At 68.0% G+C, this 18,326-nt stretch carries 17 protein-coding genes; 12 read left to right on the top strand and 5 right to left on the bottom strand.

The genetic code is table 11. The features are described from left to right. The first annotated feature begins 99 nt into the window (after positions 1-99). The 3 genes from mutL to J3A72_RS09700 are packed head-to-tail and all read left to right on the top strand — an operon-like array spanning position 100 to position 3,910. Positions 100-2,004, top strand: coding sequence for a DNA mismatch repair endonuclease MutL (gene mutL / locus J3A72_RS09690; protein ID WP_075076321.1), 1,905 nt, complete (start codon positions 100-102; stop codon positions 2,002-2,004). Between the two features lie 11 nt (positions 2,005-2,015). Further along, the gene (locus tag J3A72_RS09695) at positions 2,016-2,945 is read left to right on the top strand and encodes a DUF1684 domain-containing protein (protein WP_075076322.1); all 930 of its coding nucleotides are present in this window, start codon (positions 2,016-2,018) and stop codon (positions 2,943-2,945) included. A gap of 2 nt (positions 2,946-2,947) precedes the next feature. Next, positions 2,948-3,910 carry a TraB/GumN family protein gene (locus J3A72_RS09700; protein WP_049405938.1) on the top strand — a complete coding sequence of 321 codons (963 nt, stop codon included), beginning with the start codon at positions 2,948-2,950 and terminating at the stop codon, positions 3,908-3,910. 74 nt (positions 3,911-3,984) lie between these two features. Here the strand turns inward: J3A72_RS09700 and phaR are convergent, their stop codons facing one another. From phaR to gluQRS, 3 genes are all read right to left on the bottom strand, one after another. Beyond that, the gene (gene phaR / locus J3A72_RS09705; protein WP_041864232.1) at positions 3,985-4,518 is read right to left on the bottom strand and encodes a polyhydroxyalkanoate synthesis repressor PhaR; all 534 of its coding nucleotides are present in this window, start codon (positions 4,516-4,518) and stop codon (positions 3,985-3,987) included. A gap of 182 nt (positions 4,519-4,700) precedes the next feature. Next, positions 4,701-5,441, bottom strand: coding sequence for a beta-ketoacyl-ACP reductase (locus tag J3A72_RS09710; RefSeq protein WP_053496487.1), 741 nt, complete (start codon positions 5,439-5,441; stop codon positions 4,701-4,703). Positions 5,442-5,458: 17 nt separating this feature from the next. After that, complete coding sequence (gene gluQRS, locus J3A72_RS09715; protein WP_053496486.1) at positions 5,459-6,379, bottom strand: tRNA glutamyl-Q(34) synthetase GluQRS; 921 nt, start codon at positions 6,377-6,379, stop codon at positions 5,459-5,461. A gap of 93 nt (positions 6,380-6,472) precedes the next feature. Between gluQRS and htpX the strand changes: the two genes are divergently transcribed. Further along, entirely contained in the window at positions 6,473-7,339 is an 867-nt protein-coding gene (gene htpX, locus J3A72_RS09720) for a protease HtpX (RefSeq protein ID WP_014647806.1), read from the top strand. A gap of 671 nt (positions 7,340-8,010) precedes the next feature. Here htpX and J3A72_RS09725 read toward each other — a convergent pair. Continuing rightward, positions 8,011-8,838 carry an inositol monophosphatase family protein gene (locus J3A72_RS09725; protein WP_005417749.1) on the bottom strand — a complete coding sequence of 276 codons (828 nt, stop codon included), beginning with the start codon at positions 8,836-8,838 and terminating at the stop codon, positions 8,011-8,013. Between the two features lie 120 nt (positions 8,839-8,958). On the opposite strand from J3A72_RS09725, the gene J3A72_RS09730 reads away from it, so the two are divergent. From J3A72_RS09730 to J3A72_RS09740, 3 genes are all read left to right on the top strand, one after another. Beyond that, the gene (locus tag J3A72_RS09730) at positions 8,959-9,729 is read left to right on the top strand and encodes an RNA methyltransferase (RefSeq protein ID WP_032956141.1); all 771 of its coding nucleotides are present in this window, start codon (positions 8,959-8,961) and stop codon (positions 9,727-9,729) included. 103 nt (positions 9,730-9,832) lie between these two features. Next, positions 9,833-10,708 carry a phosphate/phosphite/phosphonate ABC transporter substrate-binding protein gene (locus J3A72_RS09735; protein ID WP_230374571.1) on the top strand — a complete coding sequence of 292 codons (876 nt, stop codon included), beginning with the start codon at positions 9,833-9,835 and terminating at the stop codon, positions 10,706-10,708. Then, on the top strand, positions 10,705-12,831 hold the full coding sequence (locus tag J3A72_RS09740; protein ID WP_014647803.1) for an EAL domain-containing protein: 2,127 nt from the start codon (positions 10,705-10,707) through the stop codon (positions 12,829-12,831). The genes J3A72_RS09735 and J3A72_RS09740 overlap by 4 nt, the downstream gene beginning before the upstream one ends. 66 nt (positions 12,832-12,897) lie before the next feature. Here J3A72_RS09740 and epmB read toward each other — a convergent pair whose 3' ends face one another. Next, entirely contained in the window at positions 12,898-13,938 is a 1,041-nt protein-coding gene (gene epmB / locus J3A72_RS09745) for an EF-P beta-lysylation protein EpmB (RefSeq protein WP_087948696.1), read from the bottom strand. A 96-nt stretch (positions 13,939-14,034) separates the two neighbouring features. On the opposite strand from epmB, the gene efp reads away from it, so the two are divergent. From efp to J3A72_RS09770, 5 genes are all read left to right on the top strand, one after another. Beyond that, positions 14,035-14,601 (top strand): elongation factor P, encoded by a 567-nt coding sequence (gene efp, locus J3A72_RS09750; RefSeq protein ID WP_005410381.1) that lies wholly within the window; start codon positions 14,035-14,037, stop codon positions 14,599-14,601. A gap of 206 nt (positions 14,602-14,807) precedes the next feature. After that, on the top strand, positions 14,808-16,151 hold the full coding sequence (locus J3A72_RS09755; protein ID WP_014647801.1) for a TRZ/ATZ family hydrolase: 1,344 nt from the start codon (positions 14,808-14,810) through the stop codon (positions 16,149-16,151). A gap of 26 nt (positions 16,152-16,177) precedes the next feature. Then, entirely contained in the window at positions 16,178-16,894 is a 717-nt protein-coding gene (gene ubiG / locus J3A72_RS09760) for a bifunctional 2-polyprenyl-6-hydroxyphenol methylase/3-demethylubiquinol 3-O-methyltransferase UbiG (protein ID WP_032956138.1), read from the top strand. Beyond that, the gene (locus tag J3A72_RS09765) at positions 16,891-17,586 is read left to right on the top strand and encodes a phosphoglycolate phosphatase (protein ID WP_075076324.1); all 696 of its coding nucleotides are present in this window, start codon (positions 16,891-16,893) and stop codon (positions 17,584-17,586) included. Before ubiG ends, J3A72_RS09765 begins: the two co-directional genes overlap by 4 nt. 11 nt (positions 17,587-17,597) lie before the next feature. Continuing rightward, complete coding sequence (locus J3A72_RS09770) at positions 17,598-18,302, top strand: squalene/phytoene synthase family protein (RefSeq protein WP_032956133.1); 705 nt, start codon at positions 17,598-17,600, stop codon at positions 18,300-18,302. Positions 18,303-18,326: the final 24 nt, after the last annotated feature.

Genomic DNA, 18,326 nt, shown 5'->3' on the forward strand with positions numbered 1-18,326 from the left:
ACTGGGCCTTGTCGGTAGCCCGCAGTCGAGCATGGCTCGACTCTATCCTCGGCAGCTCCGCTATCATCGACCCATGAAGTCTGCTGCCCATCACCTCCCATGAGCGCGCCCGGTCCGCGCCCGATCCGGCCGTTGCCGGAGATCCTCATCAACCAGATCGCCGCTGGCGAAGTGGTCGAACGGCCCGCGTCGGTGGTCAAGGAACTGGTCGAGAACGCGATCGATGCCGGCGCCAGCCGCGTCGACATCGATCTGGAAGAGGGCGGTGTGCGCCTGATCCGCATCCGTGACAATGGCAGCGGCATCGCACCGGAGCAGCTGCCGCTGGCGGTATCGCGCCACGCCACCAGCAAGATCGCCGACCTGGACGATCTGGAATCGGTGGCAACGCTGGGGTTCCGCGGTGAAGCGCTGCCTTCGATCGCCTCGGTCAGCCGCTTCACCCTGGCCTCGCGCCGCGCGCATGACGAGCACGGTTCGGCGTTGCAGATCGAAGGCGGCAAGATCGGCGAGGTGACCCCGCGCGCGCACGCGCCGGGCACCACGGTGGAAGTGCGCGAGCTGTTCTACAACGTGCCGGCGCGGCGCAAGTTCCTGCGCGCCGAGCGCACCGAACTGGGCCATATCGAAGAGTGGCTGCGTTCGCTGGCGCTGGCACGGCCGGATGTCGAGCTGCGCGTGTCGCACAACGGCAAGGCCTCGCGTCGTTACAAGCCGGGCGATCTGTATTCCGATACACGCCTTGCCGAAACGCTGGGCGAGGATTTCGCCAACCAGGCCGTGCGCGTGGACCACAGCGGTGCCGGACTGCGCCTGCATGGCTGGATCGCGCAGCCGCATTATTCGCGCGCGAGCGCCGACCAGCAGTACCTGTACGTCAACGGTCGCTCGGTGCGTGACCGCAGCGTCGCCCACGCAGTGAAGATGGCCTACGGCGATGTGCTGTACCACGGCCGCCAGCCGGCCTATGTGCTGTTCCTGGAACTGGATCCGACCCGCGTCGACGTCAACGTGCACCCTGCCAAGCACGAAGTGCGCTTCCGTGATTCGCGGCTGGTCCATGATTTCGTCTACCGCACGCTGAAGGATGCGCTGGCCGATACCCGCGCCGGCATGTCGGCGCAGGAGATCGGTGCCGGTGCTGCGCAGCCGGTGGATGCCACGGCCATGCCGATGGCATCGAGCGCAGGCGCGTCGGGATTCGGGCTGGTGCGTGGGCCCGCGCCGGGTGCCGGCTCGGGAGGTGGTGGTGGCGGATTCTCCGGATGGCGCCCGCAGCAGCCGCTGGGCCTGCAGGTGGCCGATGCACCGGCTGCCTATGCCGCGCTGTATGCCGCACCGGCCGGCGCCGAGCGCGGTGCTGCGCTGCCGCCGATGCCGACCGAGAACGGACTGCCGGTCACCAGTGCCGACGCAGGCGTGCCGCCGCTGGGCTATGCGATCGCGCAGCTGCATGGCATCTACATCCTGGCCGAGAACGCCGAAGGCCTGATCGTGGTCGACATGCATGCGGCCCACGAACGCATCGGCTACGAGCGCCTGAAGAACGCGCACGATGGCATCGGCCTGCAGTCGCAGCCGTTGCTGGTGCCGATCACGCTGGCAATGGGCGAGCGCGAGGCCGACACCGCCGAGAGCGAAGCTGAAACCCTGGCGGCGCTCGGCTTCGAGGTGACCCGTGCCGGCCCCGGTTCGCTGCACGTGCGGAGTATTCCGGCATTGTTGGCGCATGCCGAACCGGAAGGGCTGCTGCGCGACGTGCTGACCGACCTGCGCGAGCATGGCCAGAGCCGCCGCGTGGCCAGTGCACGCGACGAACTGCTGTCGACCATGGCCTGCCACGGCGCGGTGCGTGCCAACCGGCGCTTGACCCTGCCGGAAATGAACGCGCTGCTGCGCGACATGGAAATCACCGAACGGTCCGGCCAGTGCAACCACGGCCGACCGACCTGGGCCCGTTTTTCGCTGGCGGAGATCGACCGCTGGTTCCTGCGCGGACGTTGAGGGGAGCATCGATGCGTTATCGGGGAATGGCGGGCCTGCTGGCCGCCGTGGTGTTGGCCGCCTGCAGCCCGGCAACACCGCCGGTGCCGACGGCCGCTGAAGATCCGGCCTACGCGGCCGCGCAGCAACAATGGCGTGTAGCGCGCTACCAGGACCTGACCCGGCCCGATGGCTGGACGGCGCTGGTGGGCCTGCACTGGCTGCAGAACAAATCGCATTTCGTTGGCAGCGGCGCTACCAACGGCATCTGCCTGACGGTTGGCCCGGACAAGCTGGGCCTGCTGCGTCGCGAAGGGACGCAGTGGTGGTTCACGCCTGAAGCCGGTGTCGATGTCAGTCATGATGGCCTGCCGGTGCGCGGCCGCATCCGCGTTGACACCGACAAGGACGCGCAACCGACGCTGCTGGCCTTCGATGGCGGCAAGGGCCAGCTCAGCATCATCCGCCGGGGGCCGCGGGACGCGCTGCGGGTCAAGCATGCCGATGCGCCTGCGCGGCGTGACTTTGCCGGCCTGCAGTACTGGCCGGGCGGCGTGGACTGGCAGGTGCAGGCGCGCTTCATCGCGCACCCGCCGGGCAAGACCCTGCCGATCGTCGACATCACCGGCCTGACCACCGAGATGCCCAATGCCGGCGCGGTCGAGTTCGAACGCGATGGTCGCAGCTGGCGGCTGGAAGCGATCGGTGCGCCCGGGCAGCCGCTGTTCCTGATCTTCGCCGACCGCACCAGCGGCCGCGGCAGCTATCCGGCCGGTCGCTACCTGGATACCGATGCGCCCGCCGCAGACGGCACCGTGCGCATCGATTTCAACCATGCCTACAACCCGCCGTGCGCGTTCACCGCCTACGCCACCTGTCCGCTGGCGCCACCGGAAAACCGGCTGGACCTGCACGTGGAAGCGGGCGAGAAGGCGTACCACCTGCCTGAAGGAGAAGGCTGACCATGCCGATCAAACACCTGTTCCGTGCCGCGCTGCTGATGGCGGCGTGCGCGATGGCACCCCTGGCCACTGCCCGCGATGCGCCGGGCACCACGGCTGCGGCCGCGACCGCGGCGGCGGCCAAGCCGCCCGTACCGCTGTTGTGGAAAGTCACCGGCCCGGGCGATGCACGCGTGTACCTGCTGGGGTCGTTCCACCTGCTGAAGCCGCAGGACTACCCGCTGTCGCCCGATGTCGAGCAGGCGTTCGAGGCCTCGCAGCGGGTGGTGTTCGAACTGTCGCCGGAAGACATGCAGTCGCCGCAGCTGGCCAGCCGCATGGTGCAGGCCGCGACCCGCACCGATGGCAGCGAGCTGAAGCGTGATCTGGATGCGCCGACCTGGCAGAAGCTGCAGGCCTTTGCTGCCCAGAACCAGCTGCCGCTGGCGCAGATGCAGGGGATGAAGGCCTGGTTTGTCGGCCTGAGCATTTCGGTCGGGCAGATGCAGAAGCTGGGCCTGGACCCGGCGCTGGGCCTGGACCGCCACTTCATGGAGCGTGCGCAGAAGACCGGCCGCAAGACGGCGGGCCTGGAGGACATCGATACCCAGATCGGCATGCTTGACGGGATGACGGTGCAGGAGCAGCGGCAGATGCTGGCCGAAGCGCTGGACCAGGCCGGCAAGGCCGATGAGCAGGCGCGGCTGCTGCATGATGCATGGCGTCGCGGCGACGAGCGCCTGCTGTGGACCAAGATGGCGGCGGAGATGCGCCAGCAGTATCCGCAGCTGTACCAGCGCATCAACACCGGGCGCAACGATGCCTGGGTGCCGAAGCTGCAGCCGTACCTGCAGGCCGGGCAGGGCGGTACGCTGGTGGTGGTCGGCACGCTGCACCTGCTGGGCAGTGATGGCGTGGTCGAGAAGCTGAAGGCCAAGGGCTACAAGGTCGAGCGCGTGTGCACGGGGTGCAAGGCGAAACGCTGACGCATCGTTGGCGCGATGCCAAACAGAACGGCGCGCCAGGGGCGCGCCGTTTTCGTATCAGCCGTAGCTGCCGTTCAGCGGCGGGTCTTGCCGCCGGTGCCGGTGCCCGGTTCGCCGGGCTTGTTGCCGGTGCCGGTTCCCGTTCCGGTACCGCCGGGGCGCGGGCCACCGAAACCGCTGCCCATGCTGCGCTGGAATTCCTGCCACAACTCCAGGTTGCGCTCGGTCAGCTGGTTCATCATCGCCCACGGGGTCTGGCCCAGCAGGTTGCCCATCTGCTGGCGGAACTGTTGCTGCTGGTCGAGGAAGACCTGCATGCTGCGCTCCAGATAGTTGCCCATGAAGCCCTGCAGGGAATCGCCGTAGAAGCGGATCAGCTGGCTCAGCAGCTGGGTGGACAGCATCGGCTCGCCGTCCTGTTCCTGGTCGGCGATGATCTGCAGCAGGACTGATCGAGTGAGGTCGTCGCCGCTCTTGGCGTCGCGGACTTCGAAGTCTTCACCATCCAGGATCAGCTGGCGCACGTCCTCGATGGTGATGTAGCTGGAGATCTCGGTGTCGTAGAGACGGCGGTTCGGATACTTCTTGATGATGCGGGTCGCAGCCATGAAGCGGTACTCGTCACAGTAGACGCGCAGCATGGCGCAGTGCAGCAGCGGTTGCAACCGCCCCAGCCCCCGCCAGGCTTGGCTTTCAGGGGCGATCATGTTGCGCAACAAGGGTTTGCGTGCTGCGCAGCATGACCATCGGCAGGGGCCGCCGGTGCATGCCGCGGCGCCCCCTGCGCGGCTCACCAGCCCATGTGGTGTCCGCCGTTGATGTCCAGGTTGCTGCCGGTGATCCACGAGGCTTCCTCGGCCACCAGGAAGGACACGCCATAGGCGATTTCTTCCGGCTTGCCGAGGCGTCCGGTCGGGATGTCGGCGATGATCTTGGCGCGCACGTCCTCCGGAACCGCCATCACCATGTCGGTGGCGACGTAGCCAGGCGAAATGGTGTTGACAGTGATGCCGAAGCCGGCGTTCTCGCGGGCCAGCGAGATGGTGAAGCCGTGCATGCCGGCCTTGGCCGCAGCGTAGTTGGCCTGGCCGTACTGGCCCTTCAGGCCGTTGATCGAGCTGATCTGGATGACCCGGCCCCAGCCGCGGCGGCGCATGCCCTCGATGACCGGCCGGGTGACGTTGAACACCGAGTTGAGATTGGTGTTGATCACATCGTGCCACTGGTCCGCGCGCATGCGGTGGAAGGTGGTGTCACGGGTGATGCCGGCGTTGTTGACCAGGATCTCGACCGGGCCCAGCTCGGCCTCGACGGCGCGCACGAGTGCTTCGGCGCTGTCCGGATCGGAGACATCGCCCGGGTAGATCGCCACGTGGTAGCCGCGCTCGGTCATCGCCTGCTGCCAGGCGCGGGCCTTGGCCTCGTCGCGGTAGTTGGTGGCGACCCGGTGGCCCTGGTCGGCCAGGCGTTGGCAGATTGCGGTACCGATGCCGCCGGTTCCGCCGGTGACCAGTGCGACGCGAGATGTCATGGAGTGCTGTCCGGGTATCAGGTGGGGGAAGGGGGATTCTGCAACATCGGCGCGGAAAGTGCGCCGGCCGGCAACAGGATGTCGGTCCGCGGCAGCCGCGCCGGGTCGAACGCCCGTTGCGCAGCCTCCAGCAGCGCATCCCGGTCATCGGCGCCGTCCAGTGCGGCAGGCGCCTGGCCCAGCAGCTGCCAGAGCGCGCGCAATACCGGCACCGGCCGCGTGCTGTCCACCGGCAGCGACGCCAGCGACTTGGACAGTTTGTGCCCCGGTGCATCGAGCAGCAGCGGCAGGTGCCAGTAGCGTGGCACGGCCAGGCCCAGCGCCTGCTGCAGCAGGATCTGCCGCGCGGTGGAATCGAGCAGGTCGGCGCCGCGCACCACTTCGGTCACGCCCTGTTCGGCGTCATCGACCACCACGGCCAACTGGTAGGCCCAGCAGCCATCTGCACGGCGCAGCACGAAGTCGCCAACCTCGGCATGCACGTCCTGTCGCTGCGGGCCGCGCAGGCCATCATCGAAGTGCACGACGCTGCCGCGTGGCACGCGGAAGCGGACGGCAGGGTCCGGTCGTGGCTGTCGCGCAACGCAGCGGTGGTGGATGCCGCCGCTGGCGGCCAGTTCGCTGCGGCTGCAGTGGCAGACAAAGGCCAGATCGCTGGCCAGCAGCACGTCGAGCGCGGCCTGGTAGGCCTCCCCGCGCGCGCTCTGCCACAGGACCGGGCCGTCATGGGTGAGGCCGAAGGCGGCCAGCGCCTGCAGTTGTGCCTCCGCGGCGCCAGGCACCGTGCGCGGCGGATCGACGTCTTCAATGCGCAGCCGCCACAGGCCGCCGTGATGGCGGGCGAGCAGCCAGCTGCCGAAGGCGGCAAGCAGGGATCCGGGGTGGAGCAGGCCGGTCGGCGAGGGCGCGAAGCGGCCGCAGGAAATGGGGGAGGTCATGCTGGCTGAATCGTCGGTCAGGTTGGCGCTTGAATTCAAGCTGACCACACCGCAAATTGACTGGTATCGACCCCTTCCGAGCCGGATTTTCCCATGTTTACCCGCATTGCCCTGTTCCTGGCGACCAACTTCGCGGTCCTGATCCTCGCCAGCATCGTGATGTCGTTGCTGGGGGTCAATCCGAGCCAGATGAGTGGCCTGCTGGTCATGGCCGCGATCTTCGGCTTCGGTGGCTCCTTCATCTCGCTGCTGCTGTCCAAGTGGATGGCCAAGCGCTCCACCGGTGCGGTGGTGATCACCGAGCCGCGCAACCAGACTGAGCGCTGGCTGCTGGCCACCGTCGAGCGGCAGGCCAAGGCGGCCGGCATCGGCATGCCCGAGGTGGCGGTCTATGACGGCCCGGAGATCAATGCCTTCGCCACCGGTGCCAACCGCAACAATGCGCTGGTGGCGGTGTCCACCGGCCTGCTGCACAACATGAGTGAAGACGAGGCCGAAGCGGTGCTGGGCCACGAGATCGCCCATGTCGCCAACGGTGACATGATCACCATGGCACTGCTGCAGGGCGTGTTGAACACCTTCGTGATCGTGCTGGCCCGCGTGGTCGGCGGCATCATCGACAGCGCGCTGTCGGGCAACCGCGAAGGCGGCGGCCGCGGCTTCGCCTACTACATCATCGTGTTCGTGCTGGAGATGGTGTTCGGCCTGTTCGCCACGATGATCTCGATGTGGTTCTCGCGCCATCGCGAGTTCCGTGCCGATGCGGGTGGTGCCTCGCTGGCGGGCCGCCAGAAGATGATCGCCGCGCTGGAGCGCCTGCAGCTGAACCACGGCCAGAGCACGCTGCCGACCCAGATTGCCGCCTTCGGCATTTCCGGTTCGACGGCCAAGAAGCTGTTCATGAGCCACCCGCCGCTGGAAGAGCGCATCGCCGCGCTGCGGGCGTCGACGGCGGCGTAAGCCACCGCTCCACGGTAGTGCAGGAACGCCTGGCCCCGCGCCGGGCGTTTTTGTTTGCGCGATGCATTGCTGATGCCGGATCGTGCCCGGCGGATCGTTTCCGCGCCTGCGGGGAGGTGTCACTTTCTTTGCTCGTGCAAAGAAAGTAACCAAAGAAATACGCCGCCGGGGCGCGAGCCGTCGCTGCGCGACGGTTCCCTGTGCTTCTCGGCGAATCAGGGGACGGCGCCGAACTCGCTGCGCTCAGACACCGGCGCCTCTTCGCCCCTGATTCCCCTGCGATGCTCGGCTCGCTCAAGGCGGACTGGAAGATCAAGATCAAGATCAAGAACAACAGCATCCACACGTGGCGTGGATTTACTGGGTGCAGCTGTGGCATTTGACCTTGGGTCCGCCTTGAGCGAGCCGAGCACCGCAGGTCCGGCGAGGGCGAAGAGGTGCGGGTGTCTGAGCGCAGCGAGTTCCCGCACCGTCCCTCGACGGGCCGAGGAGCGCAGGGTACCGATGCGTAGCATCGGCTCGCGCCCTGGCGGCGTGTTTCTTTGGTTACTTTCTTTGCACGAGCAAAGAAAGTAACACCCCTCCGCGGTCGCGGAAACGACTCTCCGTGCGCACAAACGAAAACGGCACCCTCGCAGGTGCCGTCTCCATGAACCGCATTACGCGAAACCTCAGAACTTCGCGTCGAACTCCGCCGCATAACCGGTGTTGACCAGCACCTTCTGCAGCGACTCGGCCACCTTCAGGTTGCCGGCCACGATCTGGTGGGTCTCCGGGCCACGGTTGTCCATGCGGCCCAGGGTCGCGCCCTTGAAGTCGCAGACCTTGCCACCCGCCTCGCGGACCAGCAGCAGGCCGGCGGCGATGTCCCACGCCTTCACGCCGGCTTCGAAGTAGGCGTCGGCGCGGCCGCAGGCCACGTAGGCCAGGTCCAGTGCGGCCGAGCCGGTGCGGCGGATGTCCTCGCCGTGCACCAGCAGGGCGTCAACCGCCTTCAGCTGGGCGCTGGCACGGCTGCGCTCGCGCGGTGCGAAGCCGGTGTGGATCATCGTGCCTTCCAGGTCCTTGCGATCGGCCACGCGGATGCGGCGGTCGTTCAGCACGGCGCCAGCGCCACGGCTTGCGGTGAACAGTTCATTGCGCAGCGGGTCGAAGATGACCGCATCGGTCGGTTCGCCATTCTCGACCAGGGCGATCGACACGCAGTAGTGCGGCACGCCGCGCAGGTAATTGCTGGTGCCGTCCAGCGGGTCGATGACCCACATCTGGCGGCGCTCGCCCTGCACGCCACCTTCTTCGCCGAAGATGCCGTAGTCCGGGTAAGCGCGCTTGAGTTCCTTGACGATGACCTTTTCCGCGTCCGCATCCACTTCGCTGGCGTAGTCCATCCGGCCCTTCTGCACCACGTTCAGTGCCTCGAGCTTGTTGATGTTGCGCAACAGGACGTTGCCGGCGAGGCGGGCGGCCTTGACCATGACGGTGACGGCGGGTTTCTGCATGGCGTGGGCTCCCGGAAAGGCAGAAGAGATGGACTGGCGGGGGAAAAGAGCGGGTCCGGCGCAGTGGCCGGCCGCACAGTTTACCATTGGTCATCGTCCAGCTCGACCTTTTCCCTGTTCATGTCCCAGTTTCCCGCCGCCACCCGCCTCCGATTCGTCCTGGTCGGTACCCAGCACCCCGGCAACATGGGCGCTGCCGCCCGTGCCCTGAAGACCATGGGCCTGGCCCGCCTGGTGCTGGTCGCCCCCGAAAAACCGCTGGACGAGGAGGCTTTCCGCCGCTCGGCCGGTGCCGAAGACGTGCTGGGGGACGCCCCGGTGGTGGCCACCCTGGCCGAGGCCGTGGCCGATTGCCGACTGGTGCTGGGCTGCACCGCCCGTGCCCGCCGCGTCCAGCTGGAGGAGTACCTGCCGGCCGATGCCGCCGCCCGTGCGGTGGCCAAGGCGGGCGAGGGCGCCGAGGTGGCGCTGGTGTTCGGTCGCGAGCGCACCGGGCTGACCAACGAGGAACTGCAGCTCTGCCATGCGGCGGTGCATATTCCATCCGACCCGGCGTTCAGCTCGCTCAACCTGGCAGCCGCGGTGCAGGTGCTGGCCTATGAAACGCGCATGCAGCTGCTGGGCGCGCAGCCGGCCGCCGACGCCGAGCCGGGTTTCCGCGAACAGGCCGCCAGCCATGAGCAGATGGAGAGCTTCTTCGCCCAGCTCGGCGACACCTTGGACGAGATCGATTTCCACAAGGGCCGCGCACCGGAATCAGCGATGCGCAAGCTGCGCCGCCTGTTCCTGCGCAGCGAGCCGAGCGAGCAGGAAGTGCGCCTGTTGCGCGGCATCCTGGCCGACACCCAGCGCATGGCGCGACTGGCACAAGCGGGCAACAAGGACAGCTGACGACGTTCTCATTTTTTCGGGTAGTCTGTCCGGATACCCAGGGGGGATGAAGCCTGTGTCGGGTCTGCGAAGGGCAGTGCAGAGGGGACTGCTGAGCCTGGTCATGATCCTGCTGGCCGGGACGGTGCATGCAGCACCGGACCCGGTGCTGGTGCTGGGCCGGATCAGCGATGATCCCAAGGCCCATTACGAGCAGCTGCAGCCGTTGCTGGACTATGTGGTGGCACGCATGCATGACGTCGGCATCAAGGAGGGGCGGATCCTGATGGCGCGCGACCCGCAGCAGATGGCCAGCTATCTGCGGCGGGGGCGGGTCGACTGGGTCACGGAAACGTCGGGTACGGCGGTGGCACTCGGCCAGCGCAGTGGCGCGCGGCCGTTGTTGCTGACCGAGCGCAATGGTGTGCGTGAGTACCAGACCGTGTTCTTCGTGCGCCGCGACAGTCCGGTCCAGCGCATCCAGGATATGCGTGGGCATCGCCTGGCGTTGCAGAACACGGCGTCCACCAGTGCCTACCTGGTGCCGGTGATGACGCTGCTGCAGGAGGGGCTGGCGCCGCAGATCCTGGCCGGCGTGTGGGACATGCCGGGCCGGGACAGTGTGGGGTATGTGTTCGCGCGCAGCGAGTTGAACATCGCTACGTTCGTGCACAAGGGCGTGGTTGACGTGGGGGCGGTGAGCAGCGTGGACTGGAACGACGAGCGACGGATGCCGGCGGCATTCCGGCGCGACTTCCGCGAGCTGCTGCGCACCAGGCCCTACCCGCGGGCGGTGGAGATGGTGCGCGCCGACCTCGACCCGCGGGTGCGTGACCGGCTGCAGGACGTCCTGCTGCAGGCGGCCAGTGACCCGCAGGCGCAGGGGGAGTTGCATCGGTTTTTCGGTACTTCCGGTTTCCACCGCGTCGATGCGCATGCGCAGCAGCGGCTGGATGAATTGAAACAAGGATTGACGCGCGTGCGGATGGAAGTGGAATGAAGTGGCTCGGCTCGGGAATGCAGGCCCGGTTCCTGCTCGCGATGGGCGGGGCGATGGTCGTGGTGGTGGCGATCCTGGCAGTGTTGCTGGGGCGGCAGGCGGCGATGCAGGGCGAGGTGCGCAACCTCAGTGGTGGCGTCATCCATGAACTGTTCGACCGCAGCGTGCGCAGCCGCGGCGAAGCGATGGCGCGCGAGCTGTCCGACGCGCTGGCCAACCCGTTGTACTACCGCGACCTGGACCAGGTCGGTGCGCTGGTGCGCAGCACCGCACGGCAGCCGGTCGTGCGCTATGTGCTGGTGTTCGACGACCGTGGCCGGCTGGTGCATGACGGCTCGATCGAGGTGTCCGGCTTCGGCCAGCCGATGGCCGACCCGCTCGCTCCCAAGGCCGCGGTGGCGCAGGCGCTGGTGGTGCAGGAATCGCCCAAGGTGCTCGACAACACCATGCCGATCATGGTCGGCAACCAGCGCATCGGCGGCGTCCGCGTCGGCATGGCGCTGGACGAGGTGCAGCAGCGCGAACAGGCAGCCAATGCCACGCTCGGCGAGCGCCTGCAGCAGGTCGGCAGCCGCCACCTGGGCTGGCTGCTGCTGATGCTGGGCCTGCTGGTGGTGATCGGCGTGGCGGTGATCCTGTACGTGCAGCGCACCCTGGTGGCGCCGATCCGGGACCTGGCCGCTGCGGCACGCCGCATCGAGGCTGGCGACTACCAGGCGCCGCTGGCCGAGAACACCCGCAATGACGAGGTCGGCGAGCTGGTGCGCGGCTTTGCCCGGATGCGCGATTCCATTGCCCGCCATGACCGCGAGGTACGGCGCATGGCCTATACCGATGCGCTGACCGGGTTGACCAACCGGCTGGCGTTCCGGGAAGCACTGGACCATCGCCTGATGGCGGCGCGCGCATCCAATCATCGGCTGGGCCTGCTGTTCGCCGATATCGACGACTTCAAGCGCGTCAACGATACCCTCGGCCATGAGGCCGGTGACGAAGCGCTGTTGCAGTTCGCACAGCGCATCGGGCGCGCGGTTGCCGAAGCGGGAGGCGATGAGGCGCTGCTGGCCCGCTTCGGCGGCGACGAGTTCGTGATCCTGGTCGGCGATGGCGACGTGGCCGCGAACGCCCGGCTGCTGGCCGAGGTGCTGGTGCGCGAACTGGGCAAGCCGCTGGTGGTACAGGGCAGGGAGCTGTTCCTGGGGACCTCGATCGGCGTGACCCTGTTCCCGGACGATGCCGCCGATGCGACCACGCTGCTGAAGAACGGCGACATCGCCATGTACCAGGCGAAGATGGCCGGCAAGAACTGCTACCGCCATTACAGCCGGGCGATGGACCATGCGGTCGAGCGCCGCGTGCACATGGAGCAGGAGCTGCGCGGGGCCTGGGAGCGCGGCGAGCTGCGCCTGGCCTACCAGCCGATCTTCCGCATGCGCGACCGGCGCATGGTGGGCGTCGAAGTGCTGCTGCGCTGGCAGCATCCGACCCTGGGCACAATTCCGCCGTCGGTGTTCATCGAAGTGGCCGAGCAGAGTGGACTGATCGAGATCATCGGCCCGAAGGTGCTGCGTGCGGCCTGCATGGAAGCCTCGCAGTGGCCACGGGGTGCGGGCGGCGACGATCTGTTCGTGTCGGTGAACGTATCACCGCGGCAGCTGCGCGGCGGCGAGCTGCCGGCGCTGGTTGCACAGTGCCTGCATGAGTCCGGGCTACCGGCCTCGCGCCTGCACCTGGAGCTGACCGAAACCGCAGTGATCGGCGACGAGATGGTTGCCGCGCAGCTGCTGGACAAGCTGCACCGCACCGGCGTGAAGGTCTGGCTGGATGATTTCGGAACGGGCTTCTCCGGTCTCAGCCACCTGCGCCAGGTGCCGGTGGACGGCGTGAAGATCGACAAGAGTTTCGTGGCCGACATGCAGCGCGATCCCGACGATCTGGCACTGACCACGGCCATCATCGCCATGGCCCACGCACTGGGCATCACGGTGGTGGCCGAGGGCATCGAGCAGCAGGCGCAGTTCGAACTGCTGGTGCAGCGCGGCTGCGATCTTGGCCAGGGCTACTGGCTGAGCCACCCGGTGACCGCCACCGAAGTGGTGCGGATGATCGAATCGGGTCTCTGACCGACGGTTGTTGTGTCGGGGTCAGATCCCTTTTCCGCAGGAAAAGGGATCTGACCCCCTGCGGAATTACAGCGGGCGCTTGCTCGGGTCGCCGGGCAGTTCGCGCACCAGCTTGGGGATCAGGTAGCCGGACAGGCGTGCGGTCAGGCCGGCAATCAGCGCCTTGGCCTGGCTGTCGTCCACTTCGAAGTGGGCCACGCCCTCGACCCGGTCCAGCTGGTGCAGGTAATAGGGCAGCACGCCGGCGGCGAAGCTGCGCTCGCTCAGGTCCTGCAGGGCCTGCACGCTGTCGTTGACCCCGCGCAGCAGGACGGCCTGGTTCAGCAGCTGGGCGCCGACGCCGCGCAGGCGGCTCATCGCAGCGTCCACGCTGGCGTCGAACTCATTGGCATGGTTGGCGTGGACCACGATCGCCAGCGGCCACGGCAGGCTGCCCAGCCAGGCCAGCAGCTCCTCGTCCACGCGCTCCGGCAGCACGATCGGCAGCCGGGTGTGGATGCGCAGGCGGCGGATGTGCGGGATCGCGCGCAGCGCATCGGTCAGCTCGGCCAGCTTGTGCGTGGCCAGTGACAGCGGGTCGCCGCCGGACAGGATGACCTCGTCGATGTCCGGGTCGGCCGCGATGGCCGCTACGGCCTCCTGCCAGCCGCCCTTGGCGGCGTTTTCCGCGGCATAGTCGAAGTGGCGGCGGAAGCAGTAGCGGCAGTTGATCGCGCAACTGCCGGTGGCGACCAGCAGGGCGCGTCCACGGTACTTCTGGATGACGCCGGTGGCCTTCCTGGCGGCACCATCACCCACCGCATCGAAACTGAACCCGGGTGCCGGGCGCATTTCCTCGTCGACGGGCAGCACCTGGCGCAGCAGCGGGTCGGCCGCGTCGCCCACGCGCATGCGCGCCACGAAGCCCTCCGGCACGCGCAGTGCGAACTGGGCAATGGCCGCCTCCGAGACACCCAGCGCGGCCGGGTCCAGCTGCAGCCGGGCCAGCAGGGCGTGCGGGTCGCGCAGCGCCTGGCGCCAGAGCTGCTGCCAGCGCGCAGGCGCGCCTGGCGACTGGGGCCGGGGGAAGGCGGAAAGCTGCATGGAGAGGGGGCCTGCGGTTATCATGGGGGCAGAAAAACAGTCGCCCACCGGCACCCGGTGGGCTTTCCATTCTAACGGCTCGCCGCACCCGCGGCGTTTTTGCCACTCAGGAGTTTACGCATGGCCAGCTACGGCATGAACGACGTCAAGAACGGGATGAAGATCCTGGTCAACAACCAACCGGCCGTCATCATCGACACCGAATACGTCAAGCCGGGCAAGGGCCAGGCCTTCACCCGCGTGAAGTACCGCCTGATCAAGGACGGCCGTACCCAGGAAGTGACCATGAAGTCGACCGACTCGCTGGATGCAGCCGACGTCGTCGATACCGACATGAACTTCATGTACAGCGACGGTGAGTACTGGCACTTCATGGACCCGGAATCCTTCGAGCAGGTCCAGGCCACCAAGGCCGGCATGGGCGGCGCCGAAAAGTGGCTGAAGGGCGAAGAGTCCTGCGTGGTCACCCTGTGGAACGGTGAGCCGATCTTCGTGCAGCCGCCGAACTTCGTCGAACTGAAGATCACCGAAACCGATCCGGGCGTCCGTGGCGACACCTCGGGCGGCGGCGGCAAGCCGGCCACCCTGGAAACCGGCGCCGTGGTCCGCGTGCCGCTGTTCGTCAACCAGGACGAAGTGATCCGCGTCGACACCCGTTCGGGCGAATACTCCGCACGCGTCAAGTAAGGTTCCGGCCATAGGCCGACCTTGCGGTAGTGCCGGCCGCTGGCCGGGTACGCGCCAGCACATTCGCGCTGGCGCTCCCATGATCTGCTTCGGCAGATCATGGGCCCCGCTTCACGGGTCTCCAGACCCCGCCGCTTCGCGGCAGCCCCTGACTCAGGGGCGTGTCCCCCAGAAGTATCTCGCCGCCCCCCAGCCAGTGAGCCCGCATGAGCGATAGCCCGCACCTCCCCGAAGCCTGCGACCTGCTCATCGAAGCCGGTTACGTCGTTCCGATCGAGCCGCATGCGGTGGTGCTGGAAGACCATGCCGTTGCCGTGCGTGGCAGCGAGATCGTGGCCATCCTGCCGCGTGCCGAGGCGCGCGCACGCTTCCGCGCCACCCAGGTGGTGAGCCGTCCCGAGGCTGCGCTGATGCCGGGCCTGGTCAACGCGCACACGCACAACCCGATGACCCTGCTGCGCGGCGTTGCCGACGACCTGCCGCTGATGACCTGGCTGCAGCAGCACATCTGGCCGGTGGAAGCGGCGGTGATCGGCCCCGAATTCGTTGCCGACGGTACCACCCTGGCCATCGCCGAGATGCTGCGCGGCGGCACCACCTGCGCCAACGAGAACTACTTCTTCGGCGACGTGCAGGCCGCGGTCTACAAGAAACACGGTTTCCGCGCGCTGGTGGGCGCGGTCATCATCGATTTCCCCACCGCTTGGGCCAAGACCGACGACGAGTACTTCGCCAAGGCCGGTGAACTGCACGACCAGTGGCGCACCGATCCGCTGATCGGCACCGCGTTCGCGCCGCATGCGCCTTACACGGTCAACGATGCCAACTTCGAGCGGGTGCGGATGCTGTCCGACCAGCTCGACATGCAGGTGCACCTGCATACCCACGAGACCGCGCAGGAAATCAACGATTCGATCAGGCTGCACGGCCAGCGCCCGCTGGCGCGGCTGGATCGGCTCGGCCTGGTCAACGACCGCCTGATCGCGGTGCACATGACCCAGCTGACCGATGCGGAAATCCACCTGTGCGCCGAACGTGGCGTCAGCGTGGTGCATTGCCCGGAATCGAACCTGAAGCTCGCCTCCGGTTTCTGCCCGGCCTGCGCCCTGCAGCGCGCCGGCGTGAACCTGGCGATCGGCACCGACGGCTGCGCCAGCAACAACGACCTGGACATGTTCAGCGAGAACCGCACCGCGGCGATCCTGGCCAAGGCCGTGGCCGACGACGCCACTGCACTGGACGCGGCAACCACGCTGCGCGCGTCCACGCTGGGTGGCGCACGCGCGCTGGGCTTCGGCGACCGCATCGGCTCGATCGAAGTCGGCAAGCAGGCCGACCTGGTCTGCGTTGATCTGTCCGCGCTGGAAACACAGCCGCTGCACAACGTGCTGTCGCAGCTGGTGTACGCCACCGGCCGCCAGCAGGTCAGCGATGTCTGGATCGCCGGCAAGCCGAAGCTGGTGCAGCGCGAGCTGGTCGGCATGGACCTGCCGGGCATCATCGCCAACGCGCGCCAGTGGCGCGAGCGCATCCGCCATATCCGCGCCTGAACCCTGGCGCCGCAAGGACATCCCACATGACTGCCCCCCACGCTTCCTCAAATTTCGATCAGGCCGAGCTGGACAAGTTCGCTGCGCTGGCCAACCGCTGGTGGGACGCTGACGGCCCGCAGAAGCCGCTGCATGCGCTGAATCCGGTGCGCCTGCAGTACGTGGCTGACCGCGTGCCGCTGCGCGGCGCCCGCGTGCTCGACATCGGCTGCGGTGGCGGCCTGTTGAGCGAAGCGCTGGCCCAGGCCGGTGCTGACGTCACCGCCATCGACCTGGCCCCGGAGCTGGTCAAGGTCGCGCGCCTGCATGCGCTGGAGAGCGGCGCCCAGGTCGATTACCGGGTGCAGGCCGCCGAGGATCTGGCCGCCGAGCAGCCAGCCAGCTTCGACGTGGTCACCTGCATGGAAATGCTGGAGCACGTGCCGGACCCGGGCGCGATCATCGAGGCCTGCAAGCGCCTGCTGAAGCCGGGCGGCCACCTGTTCCTGTCGACCATCAACCGCACCGCCGCCGCGTTCGCGGTGGCGATCGTCGGCGCCGAGTACGTGGCGCGCCTGCTGCCCAAGGGCACGCACCACTACCAGGAATTCATCAAGCCGGCCGAGCTGGCGCGCTGGCTGCGCGAGGCCGACCTGCAGCTGGTGGATGTCAGCGGCATGGCCTACGAGCCGTGGCGCAACCATGCCCGCCTGAGCAGCCGCACCGACATCAACTACCTGGCCTACGCGGTCAAGCCGGCATGACCGCCGCCCGCTTCCCGCGTGCGGTGCTGTTCGACCTGGACGGCACCCTGCTGGACAGCGCGCCGGACTTCGTCGCCACCTGCAACGCGATGCTGGCCGAGCGTGGTCGTGCGCCGATCGATCCGGCGGTGCTGCGCCCGGTGGTCTCCAAGGGCTCGCGCGCGATGGTCGGGGCCGCTTTCCCGGACCTGGATGCCGCTGCGCGAGATGCACTGATTCCGGAATTCCTGCAGCGCTACGAAGCGCTGATCGGCCAGCACGCGGTGCTGTTCGATGGCGTGGCCGGCATGCTCGCCGCGCTGGATGACGCCGGCACGGTGTGGGGCATCGTCACCAACAAGCCCGAGTACCTGGCACGCCTGATCCTGCCGCAGCACGGCTGGCAGCAGCGCTGCGCAGTGCTGGTCGGCGGTGACAGCCTGGCCGAGCGCAAACCTCACCCACTGCCGCTGCTGCACGCTGCGCAGGCCATTGGCGTTGTTGCCGAAGACTGCGTGTACGTGGGTGACGACGAGCGCGACATCATCGCCGCGCGGGCCGCGGCCATGCCGTCGGTGGCAGCCCTGTGGGGCTACCGCCTGCACAGCGACGATCCGCTGGCCTGGCAGGCCGACGTGCTGGTCGAGAACGCTGAACTTCTGCAACTGGCCAGTCTCTGGCCGACCCGGCCGGCAGCCCCGGCCCAGCCGTAAGGAATGGTGTAGTGAGCAGTACCGCGCTGGACAGTTTCCTCGACAAGTGGCGCAGCCGTTGGCCGGAATGGTCGGTGGCCGCCCCGTTCGTGGCCGAATCGCAACGCGAGCTTGCAGTGGCGTGGTTCGCGCTGCTGCAGGAGTTCGACGACATGCTCAACACCAGCGGCGATCCGCTGCCGGCCGACGCCAAGCTGGCGTGGTGGGGCGAGGAGCTGCGCAGCTGGGCGGGACATCGCTCGCGCCATCCGCTGGGCAGGCTGCTGGAGCCGGTGCGTGCACCGTGGGCCCAGTTGGCCGAAGCACTTCCGGATCTGGTTGAAGCGCGCACGGTCGCGCTGGATGCGGCCGGCGCCGAGCGCGCGCTGGCGAACTACGCCGAGGCCGTAGCCGCGGTGGAGGCGGCCTTGTTCGCTGACAAGCCGCGCACCGGCGCCGGTCGTGCGGTGCAGCTGCAGACCCTGGCGCAGCGCCTGCAGGACGCTGGCGTGGCGGGTGTGCCGCGCAGCCTGCTGGACGAGGACGCCAGCAATGCCGCACAGCGCTGGGCGCAGCATCTGTTGAAGGGGTGGGGCACCCGCGTGCCCGGCCCGCGCCCGCGCCGTGTGTGGTCCAGCCTGGCGCGTGCGCGGGTGGCGGCACAGGCCGCAGGCAAGCCGATCGAGGCCACCCCGGTGCGCACCCTGCTGCGCGTGTGGTGGGCCGCGCGCGGTTGATCCAACGTACCTGGTAGTGCCGGC

Origin of the sequence: Stenotrophomonas sp. PvP093, assembly GCF_017876915.1 — a bacterium.
Lineage (GTDB): Bacteria > Pseudomonadota > Gammaproteobacteria > Xanthomonadales > Xanthomonadaceae > Stenotrophomonas > Stenotrophomonas muris.

Coding starts and splice junctions, on each gene's coding strand:
- J3A72_RS09755 (WP_014647801.1), top strand. CDS start 14,808: ATGAGCGATAGCCCGCACCTCCCCGAAGCCTGCGACCTGCTCATCGAA.
- phaR (WP_041864232.1), bottom strand. CDS start 4,518: ATGGCTGCGACCCGCATCATCAAGAAGTATCCGAACCGCCGTCTCTAC.
- J3A72_RS09710 (WP_053496487.1), bottom strand. CDS start 5,441: ATGACATCTCGCGTCGCACTGGTCACCGGCGGAACCGGCGGCATCGGT.
- J3A72_RS09735 (WP_230374571.1), top strand. CDS start 9,833: ATGATCCTGCTGGCCGGGACGGTGCATGCAGCACCGGACCCGGTGCTG.
- J3A72_RS09695 (WP_075076322.1), top strand. CDS start 2,016: ATGCGTTATCGGGGAATGGCGGGCCTGCTGGCCGCCGTGGTGTTGGCC.
- ubiG (WP_032956138.1), top strand. CDS start 16,178: ATGACTGCCCCCCACGCTTCCTCAAATTTCGATCAGGCCGAGCTGGAC.
- J3A72_RS09725 (WP_005417749.1), bottom strand. CDS start 8,838: ATGCAGAAACCCGCCGTCACCGTCATGGTCAAGGCCGCCCGCCTCGCC.
- efp (WP_005410381.1), top strand. CDS start 14,035: ATGGCCAGCTACGGCATGAACGACGTCAAGAACGGGATGAAGATCCTG.
- J3A72_RS09740 (WP_014647803.1), top strand. CDS start 10,705: ATGAAGTGGCTCGGCTCGGGAATGCAGGCCCGGTTCCTGCTCGCGATG.
- epmB (WP_087948696.1), bottom strand. CDS start 13,938: ATGATAACCGCAGGCCCCCTCTCCATGCAGCTTTCCGCCTTCCCCCGG.
- htpX (WP_014647806.1), top strand. CDS start 6,473: ATGTTTACCCGCATTGCCCTGTTCCTGGCGACCAACTTCGCGGTCCTG.
- gluQRS (WP_053496486.1), bottom strand. CDS start 6,379: ATGACCTCCCCCATTTCCTGCGGCCGCTTCGCGCCCTCGCCGACCGGC.
- mutL (WP_075076321.1), top strand. CDS start 100: ATGAGCGCGCCCGGTCCGCGCCCGATCCGGCCGTTGCCGGAGATCCTC.
- J3A72_RS09730 (WP_032956141.1), top strand. CDS start 8,959: ATGTCCCAGTTTCCCGCCGCCACCCGCCTCCGATTCGTCCTGGTCGGT.
- J3A72_RS09700 (WP_049405938.1), top strand. CDS start 2,948: ATGCCGATCAAACACCTGTTCCGTGCCGCGCTGCTGATGGCGGCGTGC.
- J3A72_RS09765 (WP_075076324.1), top strand. CDS start 16,891: ATGACCGCCGCCCGCTTCCCGCGTGCGGTGCTGTTCGACCTGGACGGC.